The sequence below is a fragment of the Mesorhizobium sp. M0514 genome, from assembly GCF_040321145.1.
Lineage (GTDB): Bacteria > Pseudomonadota > Alphaproteobacteria > Rhizobiales > Rhizobiaceae > Mesorhizobium.
Genome location: NZ_JAMYQZ010000007.1, coordinates 1 through 15,395 on the forward strand (window position 1 = coordinate 1; position 15,395 = coordinate 15,395).

The following is a 15,395-nucleotide window of genomic DNA, read 5'->3' on the forward strand; positions in this document are numbered from 1 at the left end:
ACGTCTTCGTCGAACTGATCGGCGGCGACGAAGGGGCAGCGCGCGCGTCGGTCAAGGCAGCACTTGAAGCCGGACGTCATGTCGTCACCGCCAACAAGGCGCTGTTGGCCAAGCACGGCGTGGCGCTTGCCGAAATCGCCGAGAAGAAGGGCGTGCTGCTCAACTACGAGGCGGCAGTTGCCGGCGGCATCCCGGTCATCAAGACGATGCGCGAGGCGATGGCCGGCAATTCGGTCACCCGCGTCTTCGGCATCCTCAACGGCACCTGCAACTACATTCTGACCCGCATGGAGGCCGAGGGCATCTCCTTCGACGAGTGCCTGAAGGACGCGCAACGGCTGGGTTATGCAGAGGCCGACCCGACCTTCGATATCGAGGGCCATGATACGGCGCACAAATTGTCGATCCTGACCAGCCTGGCCTTCGGCACCAGGATCGCGGCCAATGACATCTACATGGAAGGCATTTCCAATATCAGCCAGGCCGATATCCGCGCCGCGGGCGACCTTGGCTACCGGATAAAATTGCTCGGCGTCGCGCAGCGCACCGACAGCGGCATCGAGCAGCGAGTGCACCCGACCATGGTGCCGACCGCGTCGGTGATCGCACAGGTGCATGGCGTCACCAATGCGGTGGCCATCGAAACCGACATTCTGGGCGAGCTGCTGCTCTCCGGCCCCGGTGCCGGCGGCAACGCCACCGCGTCCGCCGTGGTCGGCGATATCGCCGACATCGCAAAGAGCCGGCCGGGCTTCCAGCACGGTCCGGTGTTCGGTCTGCCGGCCAAGGAACTGCGCCCCTACAAGAAGGCGCAGATGCGCAGCCATGCCGGCGGCTATTTCATCCGGCTGACCGTGCACGACCGCATCGGCGTCTTTGCCGCGATTGCCAAGCGCATGGCCGACAATGACATTTCGCTGGAATCGATCGTCCAGCATGCCGTCAGCGGCGAGACGGACGCGCAAAAGACGGTGATCCTGGTCACCCACGAGACGACGGAAGCAGCGGTGCGCAAGGCTGTCGACGGCATCACCAAGGACGGCCACCTCACAGACAAGCCGCAGGTTATCCGCATCGAGCGTGCGGGCTAGGCCAAGTCATTTTTCTCCTTTAACCGTTTGATGCTGCTGCTGAAAAGTGGTTCGGACGCCATAATGCTCTCTCTCTTTGATTTGGAGCCGGATTGAGATTTCAGGTCGAACCCACCAGTCATCATCGGGTTCTGGCGGAGGCGTGAGCCGCGAGATCAACGCGCGTCACCAGGAGGTGGAAAAGTTGAGACTTTCCTGTTTAGCCGTCGCATATTGCCGGAAATGACAATCTATAGATTACGCCTCCTATGACGGGCGACAAACGCCTCTTCCTCGATGTCAGGCAGTCGGCGACCGGTGTTTCCTGGGAACACCGGTTGAGCGAGCGGCAGGACATGACGGCGCTTGCCATTGCGCAGGGCCACGGCGTGCCCGACATTGTGGCGCGCGTGCTCGCCGGGCGCGGCGTCACCGCGGACCAGGCCGAGCGCTTCCTCGATCCGACGATCCGCAATCTGTTGCCGGATCCGGCTTCGCTGACCGACATGGGCAAGGCTGCGACCCGCATCGCCGAAGCGGTCATGGCCAAGGAGAAGGTGGCAATCTTCGGCGACTACGATGTCGACGGCGCCGCCTCTTCGGCGTTGCTCAAGCGCTTCCTGACGCATTTCTCGGTGCCTTCGGAGATCTACATTCCCGACCGCATCTTCGAGGGCTACGGCCCCAATCCGGAGGCTATGCGCGAACTGGTCTCGCGCGGCGCGACGCTGATCGTCACCGTCGATTGCGGCACCAACAGCGCTGTCTCCATCGATGCCGTCAAGGCCGCAGGCGCCGATGTGGTGGTGCTCGACCACCATCAGGTCGGCGGCCCGCTGCCGGAGGCGACCGCGGTCGTCAATCCCAATCGCGAGGACGACCTTTCCGGGCAAGGCCATCTGTGCGCCGCCGGTGTCGTCTTCCTCACTCTGGTGCAGACGGCGAGGGTCCTGCGCAGCCGATTGCCCGACGCAGCGCCACCGGACCTGTTGTCGTTGCTCGACTTGGCGGCGCTGGCCACGGTTTGCGATGTGGTGCCGCTCATCGGCGTGAACCGCGCTTTCGTCGTCAAGGGACTGCAGATGGCGCGGCAGCAGAAGAATGAGGGGCTCGCCGCACTGGCGCGGGTGTCCCGCATCGGTGAGCCGATAAGCACCTTTCATCTCGCCTATCTGATTGGGCCGCGCATCAATGCCGGCGGCCGCATCGGCGATGCAGCACTTGGCAGCCGGCTGCTCGCCACCGACGATCCGGTTGAGGCCGGGACCATTGCCGAGACACTCGACCGGCTCAACCAGGAACGCCAGCAGATGGAGCTGGAGATGCTGGCAGCGGCGCGCGCCGAGGCTGACGCCGAACTTGCCGGCGGCAACGGGCCGGCCATCATCGTCACCGCCAGCACCAATTGGCATCCCGGCATTGTCGGCTTGATCGCCTCGCGGCTGAAGGACCATGCGCGGCGGCCGGCCTTCGCCATCGCCTTCAACGCCAATGGCATCGGCACCGGCTCTGGCCGTTCGGTGTCGGGCTTCGATCTCGGACGGCTGGTGCGCGCAGCCGCCGATGCCGGGCTGATCGTCAAGGGCGGCGGCCACGGCATGGCCGCCGGCATCACGGTGGAACGCGCCAAGCTCGGCGAACTCCGTGCTTTCTTCGAGGAGCGCGCGGCGGCCGAAGTGTTCCGGCTGCAGGACGAAGAAAGTCTGGCCGTCGACGGCGCGCTCGCCGCCGAGGGCGCGACGATTGCTTTGCTCGATGCGCTGGAAAAGGCCGGGCCTTTCGGCGCCGGCCATGTCGCGCCGGTGTTCGCGCTGCCGCGCCATCGGCTGGCCGACGCGCGGGCCGTCGGCACCAACCACATCCGGGCTGATCTGCAGTCGGAAAGCGGCGGCCGCATCCAGGGCATCGCCTTTCGATCCGTCGATACCGCGCTGGGCGAATTCCTGTTCAAGAACAGGGGCAACACGATCCATGTAGCCGGCTCGCTGTCGGGGAATTATTGGAACGGCAACCGCACGGTGCAGTTCCGCATCACCGATGCGGCCAAAGCCTGACATTGCCGATTTGGTTTAAGCGAGAACCGTCTGCAGCCGCTTCAACTCGCTGATCTGCGCCATCGTCGCCTGGTAACCGACGCTGATCGCCTCATCCGCGCGGTGGAATTCGGTCAAGCCGATATGGCTGAGTTTCGGTTGGAGCGACATGTCGGGCGGATCGCCCGCCAGCCTTGCGCGTGAAATCCGGTCCTGGATGATGTTGAAGGCTTCGACCATGACGCCGGTGATGCCGAGACGGCTCTGGTGCGGCTGGTGGTCGGGGCTGGCCTGGCCTGGCCGGGGCGCGTCCTTCTCGATGAGCAGTTCGCCGGCGCTGTGCTTGATGACGGCGGCGCGGCCGAACAGATCGTAGTGAAGGTTGACCGCGACGACCAGCGGCTGCTCGTAGGCGCGGCAGACCGAAACCGGAACCGGGTTGACCAGCGCGCCGTCGACCAGAATGCGGCCGTTGCAATTCACCGGTTCGAACACGCCGGGCAGCGCATAGGAAGCCCGCATCGCGGTGATCAGCGAACCGCTGGACAGCCAGATCTCATGGCCGGTGCGAATTTCGGCGCCAACGGCGACGAAGGGTTTCGTCAGATCCTCGAAGCGGATGCCTGCCATGTGCTCGCGCAGCCTGACGTCCAGTTTCATGCCGCCGAACAGGCCGCTGCCGCGCAGATTGAGATCGAGCAGGCCGAAGATGCGCCGCTTGGTCAGGCTGCGGGCGAACTCCTCGAGTTCGTCCAGCTTGCCGGCGAGATAGCAGCCGCCAACCAGCGCGCCGATCGAGGTGCCGGCGATCATCGAGACTTCGATGCCGGCTTCATCGAGCGCGCGCAGCACGCCAATGTGCGCCCAGCCGCGTGCGCAGCCGCCGCCCAGCGCGAGCGAAATGCCTGTCTTGCCCGCGGGTTGCGGGTCAGGCACGCCGCCGGACGATGAGGGGCCATTGGCCTCCCGCACGTCCGGTCTGCTACGCAATGACGCCCACTCGAGCATCATGATCTCCCTTGTCCCGCGTCCGTTCTACAGGAAGGACGTTTGAGAATAGTGAATATGAGTGGTTTGCGACTGTTGAATGGTTCACGCGGGCTTCCGATACGTTTTTTCCGCATCGAACAGCGGCGTGCTGCCATCGTCGGCAAGCGTTGCCTTGCCGCCGATTAGCCCCACCGTCCGATAAAAACATGAACGCCGGCCGGTGTGACAAGTTGCGTCGTGGCCCAACACTTTGACGCGCAACCATATGGCGTCCTGGTCACAATCCGTGAGCATCTCGACGACGGTCTGAAAATTGCCTGATGTTTCGCCCTTCTTCCACAGCGTGCTGCGCGAGCGCGACCAGTAGTGCGCGATGCCGGTTTCGAGCGTCAGCGCCAACGCCTCGGCATTCATATGCGCGACCATCAGCAGCATACCGTCAGCGGCGTCAGTGACGACGACGGTGACCAGCCCGGCAGCATCGAAACGCGGGGAAAACACCGCGCCTTCTTCGAGGGCCTTCTTGTCTGATGGAGCGTTGGGAAATGTTAGTGCCGACATCGCCGGTCCTTGATCTAGCGATGCCGGCGAGGGGCTTACGCCCCGAGGCCGCGCACCATGGTGACGAAACGGACCTGTTCCTCGGGCGTGTCCTTGAACACGCCGGTGAAGGTCGAGGTCAGCGTGGTGGAGCCCTGCTTGCGGATGCCGCGCATGGCCATGCACATATGCTCAGCCTCGATCATGACGGCGACACCGCGCGGATTGAGCACGTCCTGGATGACGCCGGCGATCTGTGCGGTCATGGCCTCCTGAGTCTGCAGGCGATGGGCGAAGATATCGACCACACGGGCAATCTTGGACAGGCCGACGACCTTGCCGTCCGGGAGGTAGCCGACATGCGCCTTGCCGATGATCGGCACCATGTGGTGCTCGCAATGCGAGTGGAACTGGATATCCCTGACGATGACGAGATCGTCATAGCCGGCGACTTCCTCGAAGGTGCGGCCGAGCTCTTCGGCCGGGCACATGTCATAGCCGTTGAACATTTCGAGAAAGGCCTTGGTGACGCGCTTGGGCGTGTCGATCAGGCCCTCGCGGTCCGGATTGTCGCCGGTCCAGCGCAACAGCGTGCGCACGGCGGCCTCGACCTCGGCTTCGCTCGCCCTGTCGGTGACCGGCTTGTCCAGATAGTCGGAAGGGGGCATTATTTTCTTGATGACGGCATCCATAAAGGCGTCTCCCGTAGTTCCTCTCTCAGGAGGAACGAGTTGAACGGACCACGACCTTTCGGTTGCTGAAAACTCGCCCGGTTTCCAGCCCGCAAGCGGCGTGAACGAAATGGGCAAGGACGATGGCTTTGCGTTGCCTTGTCGATACCCGACTGCCAGCATTATATATGGTCGTGCGCAGCGAATGAAAGACGCCACAGCGGCAATCGCTGTTCGCTTGGCGGCGACGGATTGGAAAAATATGATTGACGACGTCTACAATGCGAAAATTCTGGGTTTTGCCGGAAACATCGCCCGCATAGGCCGGCTCGATCATCCGGATGCGACGGCCAAGGCCCATTCCAAATTGTGCGGCTCGACGGTAACCGTCGACCTCAAGATGGACAATGGCGTCGTCACCGATTTCGCGCATGACGTGAAGGCCTGCGCCCTCGGCCAGGCCTCGTCCTCGATCATGGCTCAACATGTCATCGGCGCCAGCGCCGACGAATTGCGGGCGGTGCGCGACACCATGCTGAAGATGCTCAAGGAAAATGGCGCGCCGCCGCAAGGCCGCTTTGCCGATCTGAGATATCTGGAGCCGGTGCGCGACTACAAGGCGCGTCATGCCTCGACCATGCTGACCTTCGATGCGGTCGTCGATGCCATCGGTCAGATCGAGAAGAAACGCGCCGAAGAAGCGGCGTGACCCTGCTATCTGATCGCCAGAGCCTGGTGATTGCCGCGAGCCTTGCCGTTTCGCTTGCGTTAGGCAGCGGCGTGAGTAGGGCGGACGTGGTCGTCCAGCGCGATATCGGCGACTATCTCATGAAGGCAATCCAGCTCTGCTGGAACATACCCGTGAACACCCGCGGCATCGCCCGCGTTAAGATCAGTCTGAACAAGGACGGGTCGCTTTCCGGTCCGCCAAAAATTGTCGGTCCCGTGACACCGCTGCCGGACAAGCTTGCCGAGTCCGCTGTCCAGGCCATCGCGCGTTGTGCACCATTTCCCGGGCTGACATCCTATGCGGCCCATTACGAACTTTGGCGTGATGTGGTCCTCATATTCAACCCGGGAGAGGATACGTCGGACAAACCTCTCGGAATCGATGCGAAGGAGCTTGATCAACTTCTCGAAAAATACCGCAAGAAACCAAACTAGCCGGCGGCTCCGGCTTTCGCTTCCTGCGCCCGTCTGCTTTCGGCAAATTCGCTTCTCACCCAGTCGGCAAATGCCTTGGCCGGTTCGGGCAAATCCTTCAAACTCCTGGCCACCAGCCAGTAGGCGCCGGATGCGACGTCGATGTCGAACGGCTTGATCAGCGCGCCGGACGCAATCTCCTCGCCGATCTGCAAGAGGTCGCCCAGCGCCACGCCGTGGCCGAGCAGGGCGGCCTGCTTCGACAGCGACACATCCGCCAGCATAGGGCCGCGCGCCGGAATGGCGTCGGCGGCGACGCCAGCCGCTTCGAACCAGCGCGCCCAGCCCTGACGATTTTCCTCGTGCAACAGCGTGTAGCGGGCAAGGTCGAGCGGCTTTTCGAGGGCAGGGCCCGATCCCAGCAAGGCCGGCGACAGGACCGGTGAATCGACGGTCGAGGCTAGCCATTCGGCCTCGCTGCGCGGCCATGAGGTGGCGCGCGCGCTGAAGCGCAAGGCGAGTTCGGGCTGATCGCTGCGGAACTCGATCGGCCTTGGGTCAACTTCGAGGGAAACGTCGATATCGGGCCGCAACTGGCTGAAGCGGTTGAGCCGCGGCAACAGCCATACCGAGGCCAGCGACGGCTCGACACTGACGCGGACCACCGACTGCGCCGGAACAGCCACCAAGTCCGAAAGCAGCCTGTCGATGTCATCGAAACTCCTGACCAGCTGATCGAGCAGGCGCTGGCCGGCCTCGGTCAACTCGACGCGGCGGTGATGACGGTGGAACAAGGGCTGGTGCAGGAACTGCTCGAGTTCGCGGATCTGCCGACTGATGGCGGCCTGCGAGACGAACAGCTCCTCGGCGGCCCGGCTAAAGCTCAATTGCCGGCCGGCTGCCTCGAAACTTCGCAACGCCGTCAGGGGCAACCGTCCGCGCTTCATTTCGCATAACCCAGAGTTATCCGAAACGGAAATTATACTCGTTTGAAGGCGAAGGCCAGCGGGCGTCTAATCCGCTCTAGAGGAGACACGGACATGATCCAGTTTCTGGAAATCTTTGGCGATGTGATGCGGATCGCGACGTTTCAATGGCGTGGCGACAGGCAGCATCATGTGCAGCGCACCGAGCAAAGGCCGGCCACCCGCTGGGCGGCTCCAGCGGAGCGGCATCCCTTTCGCCGCTCGCGACCCTGAAGCCGACAAAGAGGCGAGTGAGTGAAGAGGATTGCGTTTGCCGGCCGAAGCTCACATCTATCGGTTTGGAAACGCAAGCTGACCCGGAAGCCGGTTTCGGGTCGCGTTCGGAAAGAGACTGCGGTGGGCGACCAGCATCGGCATGTGCATGCCGCCGGACGGACCCGGCGCGGGCGCAACTGGCCCGGTCCCTGGCGCAAAACACCCGGCCGCATTTTCGGCACGTCGCTGGTGCGCCTCTATCAACTGACGCTGTCCGGATTTGTCGGCAATTCCTGCCGGCATCTGCCGACCTGTTCCGAATACGCGCATGAGGCGATCGCCCGCCATGGTCTGTGGGCCGGCGGCTTCATGGGGCTGTTCCGCGTGCTGCGCTGCGGCCCTTTCGGTTCGCATGGCATCGATCGCGTGCCGGAGGTACTCGATCAGCGCTATGTCTGGTTCATGCCATGGCGTTATTGGCAGATCGGCAGGAAGCGCGGCGAGGCCTGACGGCGGGCGCGCTGGTCCCTGATCCAGATCGCCAGCGCGGCATTTCTTTACAATCCGGTAAGCTTAACAACGGGCTGCACAAAGACTGCGCATTTGAGTCAAAATCGAGCCAAGACAGTTCGCTAAGCGGCTCCTGGTCATTCCCCAGGAGAGAGCTCGCATGCGCCGGATCGAAACCCATCCCTTCATCATTGCCGCGGTCCTCTTCCTGCTGGCCTGGTTTTTGGGATTTCCGATGCGGGCGCAATCGGCGCCGCTCAGCGATGTCGAATGCACGCTGATCCAGGATGCCGCAAGCGGCGAGACGCTCCACCAGAATGGTGTTTGCGACCAGCGCTTCAGCCCGGCGTCTACTTTCAAGGTGCCGTTGGCGCTGATCGGCTACGACGCCGGTATTCTTAGCGACGCGCATACGCCGAGTTGGGACTACAAGCCTGAGTTCAACGCTGTGAAGCGCGACCACAAAACCGTCGACCCGACGATCTGGGAGCGAGACTCGATCGTGTGGTATTCGCGCGAAATCGTGCGACGGCTCGGCGCAAAAAGCTTTGCCGGCTACGTCTCGAAATTCGGCTACGGCAACATGGATGTCTCAGGCGATGCCGGCAAGGACAACGGGCTCACGCAATCCTGGATAAATTGCTCGCTTGAGATATCGCCGATCGAACAGACAGCCTTCCTGCGCCAGCTGCTCGCCGGCAAGATGCCGGTTTCTGCCAAGGCGCACGAGATGACCCGAGCCATCCTGCCGAGTTTTCAGGCCGACGGCTGGACGGTGCAGGGCAAGACCGGCAGCACCAGGCTGGGAAACAGCAAGGACAAGCGCTCGCTGGGCTGGTTCGTCGGCTGGGCCGAAAAGGGCGGCCGGCGGATCGTCTTCGCCCGGCTGGTCGTCGATACCAAACCGATCGACACACCGAAGGGCTTGGCGACACGCGCGGCGTTCCTGAAGGATTTGACGCAGCTGGTGAAGTGAGTTGCCGCGACAAGCGGCTGTGCCAATGACCGCTGCGGAAATGTATCAGTCGACGTTCCGGCTCGTGGACTCTGTCGGCCGTCGCCCTTACAATCCCGGTCCTGTTGCTCTTGAAAGCAATGCACCACATGACCGAAGGACGCGTCCAACGCCGTCTTGCCGCAATTCTGGCCGCTGATGTGGTGGGGTATACGCGCCTGATGGGCAGCGACGAGGCCGGCACACTTGCCCAACTGAAGGAGATACGGGCCCACCTTATCGACCCAAATATGGCCGAGCACCAAGGTCGCATCTTCAAAACGACTGGCGACGGCATCCTCGCCGAGTTTCCAAGTGTCGTGAACGCCGTGGCTTGTGCCGTTGCTATGCAGCGTGCCATGTCGGGTCGCAGCGCAAAACTGTCCGAGGACCGAAGAATACAATTCCGCGTTGGGATCAACCTCGGTGACGTAATCGTCGAGGATGACGATCTGTTGGGTGACGGCGTGAACGTGGCGACAAGGCTCGAAGGCATCGCTCCTGTTGGAGGTGTTATGGTTTCGGGCACGGTGCGAGATCACCTCGGAAACCGGCTTGAACTGCAATTCGACGACATTGGTGAGCAGATACTTAAAAATATTGAACGCCCCGTGCGAGCTTATGCGGTGCGCCTCGACGGTCCCGAAGCGGCCCCCACTTCGCCGGCGTCGCTTGCTGATAAGCCATCCATCGCTTTGCTGCCGTTCGTCAATATGAGCGACGACCGTCAGCAGGACTACTTTGCGGATGGGATCACAGAGAACGTCATCACCGGATTGTCTCGGTTTCGCGATCTTTCCGTCATCGCCAGTAATTCGACGTTTGCTTACAAGGGCAAAGCCACGAAGATACAGGATGCCAGCCGAGAGCTGGGTGCCCGCTATGTCTTGGAGGGCAGTGTACAGAGGTCGAAGGACCGGGTCCGGATTACCGCCCAGCTCATTGACGGCAAGACTGGGCGGCACCTTTGGGCAGAGCGCTACGACCGAGGCATCGAGGACATCTTTGCCGTGCAGGACGATGTCACTGAAAGAATAATCGGCAGTTTAGCCACAGCGTACGGAGGCCGATTGTTAAAGGCGTGGCAAGAGCGCCCGGAAGTCGCGGGGACGCGGAATTTTGAGGCGCTGGACTATTTCGTGCGCGGCATGGAGTCTCTCAACCGCTACACAAAACAAGACAACTTGCGTGCTCGGGAACTCTTTGAGAAGGCAGGCGAACTCGATCCGAAGTTCGGAAAGGCGTTTGCCAAGCTCGCTTGGACGCACATGATCGACGCAAGCGACGGTTGGAGCGCGAATCCCGAGGCTTCACTGGCATGTGGCCTGAAATACGCCAATTTGGCGATCGAACGGGACGACGCCGAGGCATGGGGGCACTATGCGCTCGCAGGGCACTGCCTATTTTGCGGACAATACGAACGCGCTATCGTTGAGTATCAACGGGCCCTTGAGCTTAATCCAAATGACGCCGACGTGCTGTTGGATTACGGTTCCTGCCTAAGCTATTGTGGGAGGGCACAGGAAGGCCTTGAGACGGCGCAAAAAGCCATGCGTCTCAACCCTCACTACCCCGAGTGGTACATCCTACAGATTGGCCAGATTTACTACGACGTTCGCAGATATCGTGAAGCGATCGCGGCGTTGGAAGGTCTACGAACCCTCGACACCGTATACCAACACTTATACCTGGCAGCGAGCTACGCGGCTTTAGGGAGCGAAGACGAAGCGCAGCAGGTCATCGAGCACATTTTGCAGCTGGAGCCGCGAGCCACAATCACGATGAGAACGACCTCGGACATGGCGCCATACAAGAACTCAGGTGACTTGGAACATCTTCGCGAGAACTTGCGCAAGGCAGGCCTGCGCGAGTGAGTGAAAGCTCGCGCTAGCCTTGAACGGCTGCAAAGTGGCGGTCCTTGGTCGTTCCGATCGGGGAGGCCGATGGCAACGTTCCAACTGGAATTCAAACTGACACACTACCAGCGCTCTTTACCTCACACCGTGCTGCCTCTAAAACCCGCCCGCTGCCGGACCTCCGGCTTCACACCACGACCACCCGCGCTCGTTTGCGGGACTGGATAGGAGATACCCGATGCTGAATTCCGTTTCCCTGACATTTCCCGATGGCTCCGTCCGCGACTATGACGCGGCGATGACCGGTGCGGGCCTCGCCGAATCGATCTCGAAGTCGCTGGCCAAGAAGGCTGTCGCCTATGCCATCGACGGCACCGTTCGCGATCTTTCCGACCCGCTTGGCAAGTCCGGCAAGGTCGAGATCATCACCCGCAGCGATCCGCGCGCGCTGGAGCTCATCCGTCATGATGCAGCACACGTGCTGGCGGAGGCCGTGCAGGAACTGTGGCCGGGAACGCAAGTGACCATCGGGCCGGTGATCGAGAACGGATTCTATTACGACTTCGCCCGCAACGAGCCGTTCACGCCTGACGATTTCCCGGTGATCGAAAAGAAGATGCGCGAGATCATTGCGCGCAACAAGCCGTTCACCAAGGAAGTCTGGTCGCGCGACAAGGCGAAAAAGGTCTTTGCCGAGAAGGGCGAGCGCTACAAGCTCGAGCTGATCGACACCATTCCCGAAGACCAGGATCTCAAGATCTATTCCCAGGGCGAATGGTTCGACCTCTGCCGCGGCCCGCACATGGCCTCGACCGGCCAGATCGGCAACGCCTTCAAGCTGATGAAGGTGGCCGGCGCCTATTGGCGAGGCGATTCGAACAACCCGATGCTGACCCGCATCTACGGCACGGCATGGGCCGAGCAGGCTGAACTCGATGCCTACCAGACGATGCTGGAAGAGGCCGAGAAGCGCGACCACCGCAAGCTCGGCCGCGAGATGGACCTGTTCCATTTCCAGGAAGAGGGGCCGGGCGTCGTCTTCTGGCACGCCAAGGGCTGGAAGATGTTCCAGAATCTGGTCAACTACATGCGCCGCCGCCTCGACGAGCAAGGCTACCAGGAGGTCAACGCACCGCAGGTTCTCGACAAGAGCCTGTGGGAGACGTCGGGCCACTGGGGCTGGTATCGCGATGCCATGTTCAAGGTGACGGTGGCCGGCGACGACACCGACGACGACCGCGTGTTCGCGCTAAAGCCGATGAATTGTCCGGGCCACGTGCAGATATTCAAGCATGGGTTGAAATCCTATCGCGATCTGCCCGTAAAGCTTGCGGAATTCGGCAATGTGCATCGTTACGAACCGTCCGGCGCCTTGCACGGACTGATGCGCGTGCGTGGCTTCACGCAGGACGATGCGCACATCTTCTGCACCGAGGAGCAGCTGGCCGCGGAGTGCCTGCGCATCAACGATCTGATCCTGTCGACCTACGCCGATTTCGGCTTCGACGATGTCAGCGTGAAGCTGTCGACGCGGCCGGATAAGCGCGTCGGCACCGACGAGGCCTGGGATCATGCCGAGGCGATCATGGGCAACGTGCTAGATACAATCAGGACGCGCTCGGGAAACCGCATCAAGACCTCGATCAATCCGGGCGAGGGCGCTTTCTACGGGCCGAAATTCGAATATGTGCTGAAGGACGCCATCGGCCGCGAATGGCAGTGCGGCACCACGCAGGTCGACTTCAATCTGCCGGAACGCTTTGGCGCCTTCTACATCGGTTCGGATTCGGAAAAGAAGCAGCCGGTGATGGTGCATCGCGCCATCTGCGGTTCGATGGAACGCTTTCTCGGCATCCTGATCGAGCATTATTCCGGCCATTTCCCGCTATGGTTCGCGCCGCTGCAGGTGGTTGTGGCGACGATCACCTCGGATGCTGACGACTATGCGCGAAAGGTTGTCGCACAGTTGAAGGCGGCAGGACTTTTGGCCGAACCGGATCTGCGCAACGAGAAGATCAACTACAAGGTGCGTGAGCATTCGCTGGCCAAGGTTCCTGTGATCCTCGTCTGCGGCAAGCGCGAGGCGGAGGAGGAGACAGTCAACATCCGACGGCTCGGCTCGCGCGATCAGGAATCGCTCAAGCTGGCCGACGCGCTGAAGCTGCTTTCCGACGAGGCTGTTTCGCCCGACCGCAGGCGCAGCGCGGCCTGAGCAATCAATATTTCGGAGAAATGGCGGTGGAGCGATCCACCGCCATTTTCACGTGCCTGTCACGCCAACCTTGTAACGAGCCCCCATGCTCAAGCTGAAGATACGGGAAAGACCGTTTCCCGAACTCTCCTACGCTAATGCGAGCCAGCCGGTGCTGACGCGCTGGTTCATCCATTCCATTGAAGGCCTGTCGGGCCGCGACCGCTTTGCCGCGCTCTATGATTTCTGGCGCCGCCAGGTGGCGCCGACCGGCGAGCGGGTGTTCAGCCGCATGCTGCAGCTGATCGACGTCAAGGTGCGCAGCACCGATCAGTGGCCGCCGGCGGGGCTGCCCGACACGCCGCTGGTGATCGTCGCCAACCACCCGTTCGGCATTGGCGACGGCATTGCCGTGCTGTCGCTCGTCGAGCAGCTCGGGCGTCCGTTCCGCGTCATGATCCACAAGGATCTGCTGAAGATCCGCGAGATGGAACCGTATTCGCTGCCGATCGACTTTTCCGAGACCAAGGACGCGGTGAAGAACAACATGGCGGTGCGCCACGAGGCAGTGCGGCTGTTGAAAGAGGGCGTCACCATCGTGGTATTTCCGGCCGGCGGCGTCGCCACCGCGCCGAGAGGCTTTGGCCGGGCGCGCGACCTGCCGTGGAAGATGTTTCCGGCGCGCCTCGTGCAGGACGCCAAGGCGTCGGTGGTGCCGATGCATTTTTCAGGTCAGAACGGCCGGCTGTTCCATCTGGTCAGCGGTCCGATGAACATGGCCGAGCGCGAAGGAAGGCTGGCGAAATTCGTCGGCAAGGCGTCGCTGACGTTGCGCCTTTCAATGCTCATCCGCGAATTTGCGCGGCTGTCCGGCAAGACGATCGACGTGCGCGTCGGCAACCTGTTGAGCTGGGCCGAGCTGGAATCGCTGCGCGATCGCAAGGCGCTGCTTGAGCGTCTTCATCGCGGCGTCTTCGATCTGGCGCCCGACGCGCCGCGTGGCCGGGTCCACTTCCTGCAGCGCCGCCTGCGCAAGGCCGCCTGACGTAGCCCTGAACTACCACTTCAACTGAGCAGCCAAACCGAGGCCAATGGGCGCGCCGGTCAGTCGGCGCCTTCCTCGGGATCGATGGCCGAGGCTTCGGTGGCCAGGACCTCGATCTCCTGGTTCTGTCCGGCAACGACGGTGAAATCCTTCTGGTAGATGCGGTCGCGGTTCTTGGCGATGATGGTGTATTGGCCTTCGGCCAGCACCATCGAGGCGAAGGCGCCGACGGCCTCCTTGATCGGATCGCCGGATTCGTTGAGCAGCGACCAGGATGTATCGGCGATGGCCTCGCCGCCGGTCTCGCGCACCAGCTTCATGGTCTCCTCCGCCGCGCGATGCTCGACGGTGGCTTCGGTCAGCTTGCCGGCTTCGACGCGGATGTCGGAGCGAATGACGGCATTGACCGCGCCATAGGTGGAGACGACATGATAAACGCCGGCGTTGAGCCGCACGACGCTGTTCGGCTCGACATCGGGAATGATCAAAGCGCGGTCGCCATTGGCCTCGGCGGTGCCCTCATAAATGGAGAAGCGCAGTTTTTTCGGCGGAATACGCACGCCGCCCGACAGCACCGCGTCGAGCTTGAGGCCGCCGGCATCGAGCACCAGGCTTTCGCGCCTGGCGTCCTTGCCGACGGTGATGCGCTTGGTGGCGCCGGCGCGTCCGTAGGAGGCGTGGACCAGATAGCTGCCGGGCTCGAGCTGGAACACAGCGCTGCCGCCATGCGCGGAAGCCACCATCGGCAGCTTGCCGTCGCCGGCGGCCTCGGGCTTGAAGACGCGCCAGACGATGCCGCGCGTGATGTCGGCGCCCTTGTCGGTCAACTGCGCCGACAGCGTTATGGCGCCGCCGCCACTGAGCGCCAGCGGCGTCTCGCCCTTGGGCGTCGCATAGCTCGAAATATCGGGAAGTTTCAGATTGCCGATGCCGTCGGCATTCTGCGCCATGGCCATCGAGGCCGGCGCAAACAGCGCTACGGCGAGCCAAATCAGGAAAAGGCGCGATGTCCCCTCAAACATGCCTTGCGTTGAAGCCCAAGGCGGTGGCAATTTCAAGGCTTAAGAGTCCGACCGCCTTGGCAACAGGTTCTTTCGTCCGGCGCGCCCGCGCCAATGCCCGAGCCGCCCCGATCCGCAATGGCGCGCTTCAGCTCAAAATCGAGTGCTTT

At 62.2% G+C, this 15,395-nt stretch carries 15 protein-coding genes; 10 read left to right on the forward strand and 5 right to left on the reverse strand.

Annotated elements, in window-relative coordinates; all coding sequences use genetic code 11:
• Together NKI61_RS04880 and recJ are read left to right on the forward strand one after the other, a co-directional pair.
• The coding region (locus NKI61_RS04880) for a homoserine dehydrogenase (RefSeq protein ID WP_352838929.1) at positions 1 to 1,091 on the forward strand (1,091 nt) is incomplete at its 5' end.
• Positions 1,092 to 1,339: 248 nt separating this feature from the next.
• On the forward strand, positions 1,340 to 3,124 hold the full coding sequence (gene recJ, locus NKI61_RS04885; protein WP_023729883.1) for a single-stranded-DNA-specific exonuclease RecJ: 1,785 nt from the start codon (positions 1,340 to 1,342) through the stop codon (positions 3,122 to 3,124).
• Between the two features lie 15 nt (positions 3,125 to 3,139).
• Here recJ and NKI61_RS04890 read toward each other — a convergent pair whose 3' ends face one another.
• The 3 genes from NKI61_RS04890 to folE all read right to left on the reverse strand — a co-directional run bounded on the left by NKI61_RS04890 (position 3,140) and on the right by folE (position 5,325).
• Positions 3,140 to 4,111 (reverse strand): patatin family protein, encoded by a 972-nt coding sequence (locus NKI61_RS04890; RefSeq protein ID WP_023667624.1) that lies wholly within the window; start codon positions 4,109 to 4,111, stop codon positions 3,140 to 3,142.
• A gap of 84 nt (positions 4,112 to 4,195) precedes the next feature.
• A complete protein-coding gene (gene hisI / locus NKI61_RS04895; RefSeq protein ID WP_023741482.1) occupies positions 4,196 to 4,654 on the reverse strand; it encodes a phosphoribosyl-AMP cyclohydrolase in 459 nt (152 codons plus the stop codon).
• A gap of 35 nt (positions 4,655 to 4,689) precedes the next feature.
• Complete coding sequence (gene folE, locus NKI61_RS04900) at positions 4,690 to 5,325, reverse strand: GTP cyclohydrolase I FolE (protein WP_352838930.1); 636 nt, start codon at positions 5,323 to 5,325, stop codon at positions 4,690 to 4,692.
• A gap of 241 nt (positions 5,326 to 5,566) precedes the next feature.
• Between folE and NKI61_RS04905 the strand changes: the two genes are divergently transcribed.
• Both NKI61_RS04905 and tolA read left to right on the forward strand, forming a co-directional pair.
• On the forward strand, positions 5,567 to 6,013 hold the full coding sequence (locus NKI61_RS04905) for an iron-sulfur cluster assembly scaffold protein (RefSeq protein ID WP_352838931.1): 447 nt from the start codon (positions 5,567 to 5,569) through the stop codon (positions 6,011 to 6,013).
• Positions 6,010 to 6,468, forward strand: coding sequence for a cell envelope integrity protein TolA (gene tolA, locus NKI61_RS04910; protein ID WP_352838932.1), 459 nt, complete (start codon positions 6,010 to 6,012; stop codon positions 6,466 to 6,468). The genes NKI61_RS04905 and tolA overlap by 4 nt, the downstream gene beginning before the upstream one ends.
• Here tolA and NKI61_RS04915 read toward each other — a convergent pair.
• Positions 6,465 to 7,394 carry a LysR substrate-binding domain-containing protein gene (locus NKI61_RS04915; RefSeq protein WP_352838933.1) on the reverse strand — a complete coding sequence of 310 codons (930 nt, stop codon included), beginning with the start codon at positions 7,392 to 7,394 and terminating at the stop codon, positions 6,465 to 6,467. The genes tolA and NKI61_RS04915 overlap by 4 nt on opposite strands.
• 93 nt (positions 7,395 to 7,487) lie before the next feature.
• On the opposite strand from NKI61_RS04915, the gene NKI61_RS04920 reads away from it, so the two are divergent.
• The 6 genes from NKI61_RS04920 (at position 7,488) to NKI61_RS04945 (ending at position 14,224) form a co-directional block, all read left to right on the forward strand.
• Positions 7,488 to 7,646 (forward strand): hypothetical protein, encoded by a 159-nt coding sequence (locus NKI61_RS04920; RefSeq protein WP_023667618.1) that lies wholly within the window; start codon positions 7,488 to 7,490, stop codon positions 7,644 to 7,646.
• Between the two features lie 123 nt (positions 7,647 to 7,769).
• On the forward strand, positions 7,770 to 8,138 hold the full coding sequence (gene yidD / locus NKI61_RS04925) for a membrane protein insertion efficiency factor YidD (RefSeq protein ID WP_023667617.1): 369 nt from the start codon (positions 7,770 to 7,772) through the stop codon (positions 8,136 to 8,138).
• Between the two features lie 160 nt (positions 8,139 to 8,298).
• Positions 8,299 to 9,114, forward strand: coding sequence for a class D beta-lactamase (gene blaOXA / locus NKI61_RS04930; protein WP_352838934.1), 816 nt, complete (start codon positions 8,299 to 8,301; stop codon positions 9,112 to 9,114).
• Positions 9,115 to 9,242: 128 nt separating this feature from the next.
• Positions 9,243 to 11,006 (forward strand): tetratricopeptide repeat protein, encoded by a 1,764-nt coding sequence (locus NKI61_RS04935; RefSeq protein ID WP_352838935.1) that lies wholly within the window; start codon positions 9,243 to 9,245, stop codon positions 11,004 to 11,006.
• A 220-nt stretch (positions 11,007 to 11,226) separates the two neighbouring features.
• The gene (gene thrS, locus NKI61_RS04940; protein WP_352838936.1) at positions 11,227 to 13,200 is read left to right on the forward strand and encodes a threonine--tRNA ligase; all 1,974 of its coding nucleotides are present in this window, start codon (positions 11,227 to 11,229) and stop codon (positions 13,198 to 13,200) included.
• An 85-nt stretch (positions 13,201 to 13,285) separates the two neighbouring features.
• Positions 13,286 to 14,224: a lysophospholipid acyltransferase family protein gene (locus NKI61_RS04945; RefSeq protein WP_352838937.1), complete on the forward strand. Its 939-nt coding sequence runs from the start codon at positions 13,286 to 13,288 to the stop codon at positions 14,222 to 14,224.
• 59 nt (positions 14,225 to 14,283) lie between these two features.
• Here the strand turns inward: NKI61_RS04945 and NKI61_RS04950 are convergent, their stop codons facing one another.
• On the reverse strand, positions 14,284 to 15,246 hold the full coding sequence (locus tag NKI61_RS04950) for an RgsD C-terminal domain-containing protein (RefSeq protein WP_023735302.1): 963 nt from the start codon (positions 15,244 to 15,246) through the stop codon (positions 14,284 to 14,286).
• Positions 15,247 to 15,395 lie beyond the last annotated feature (149 nt).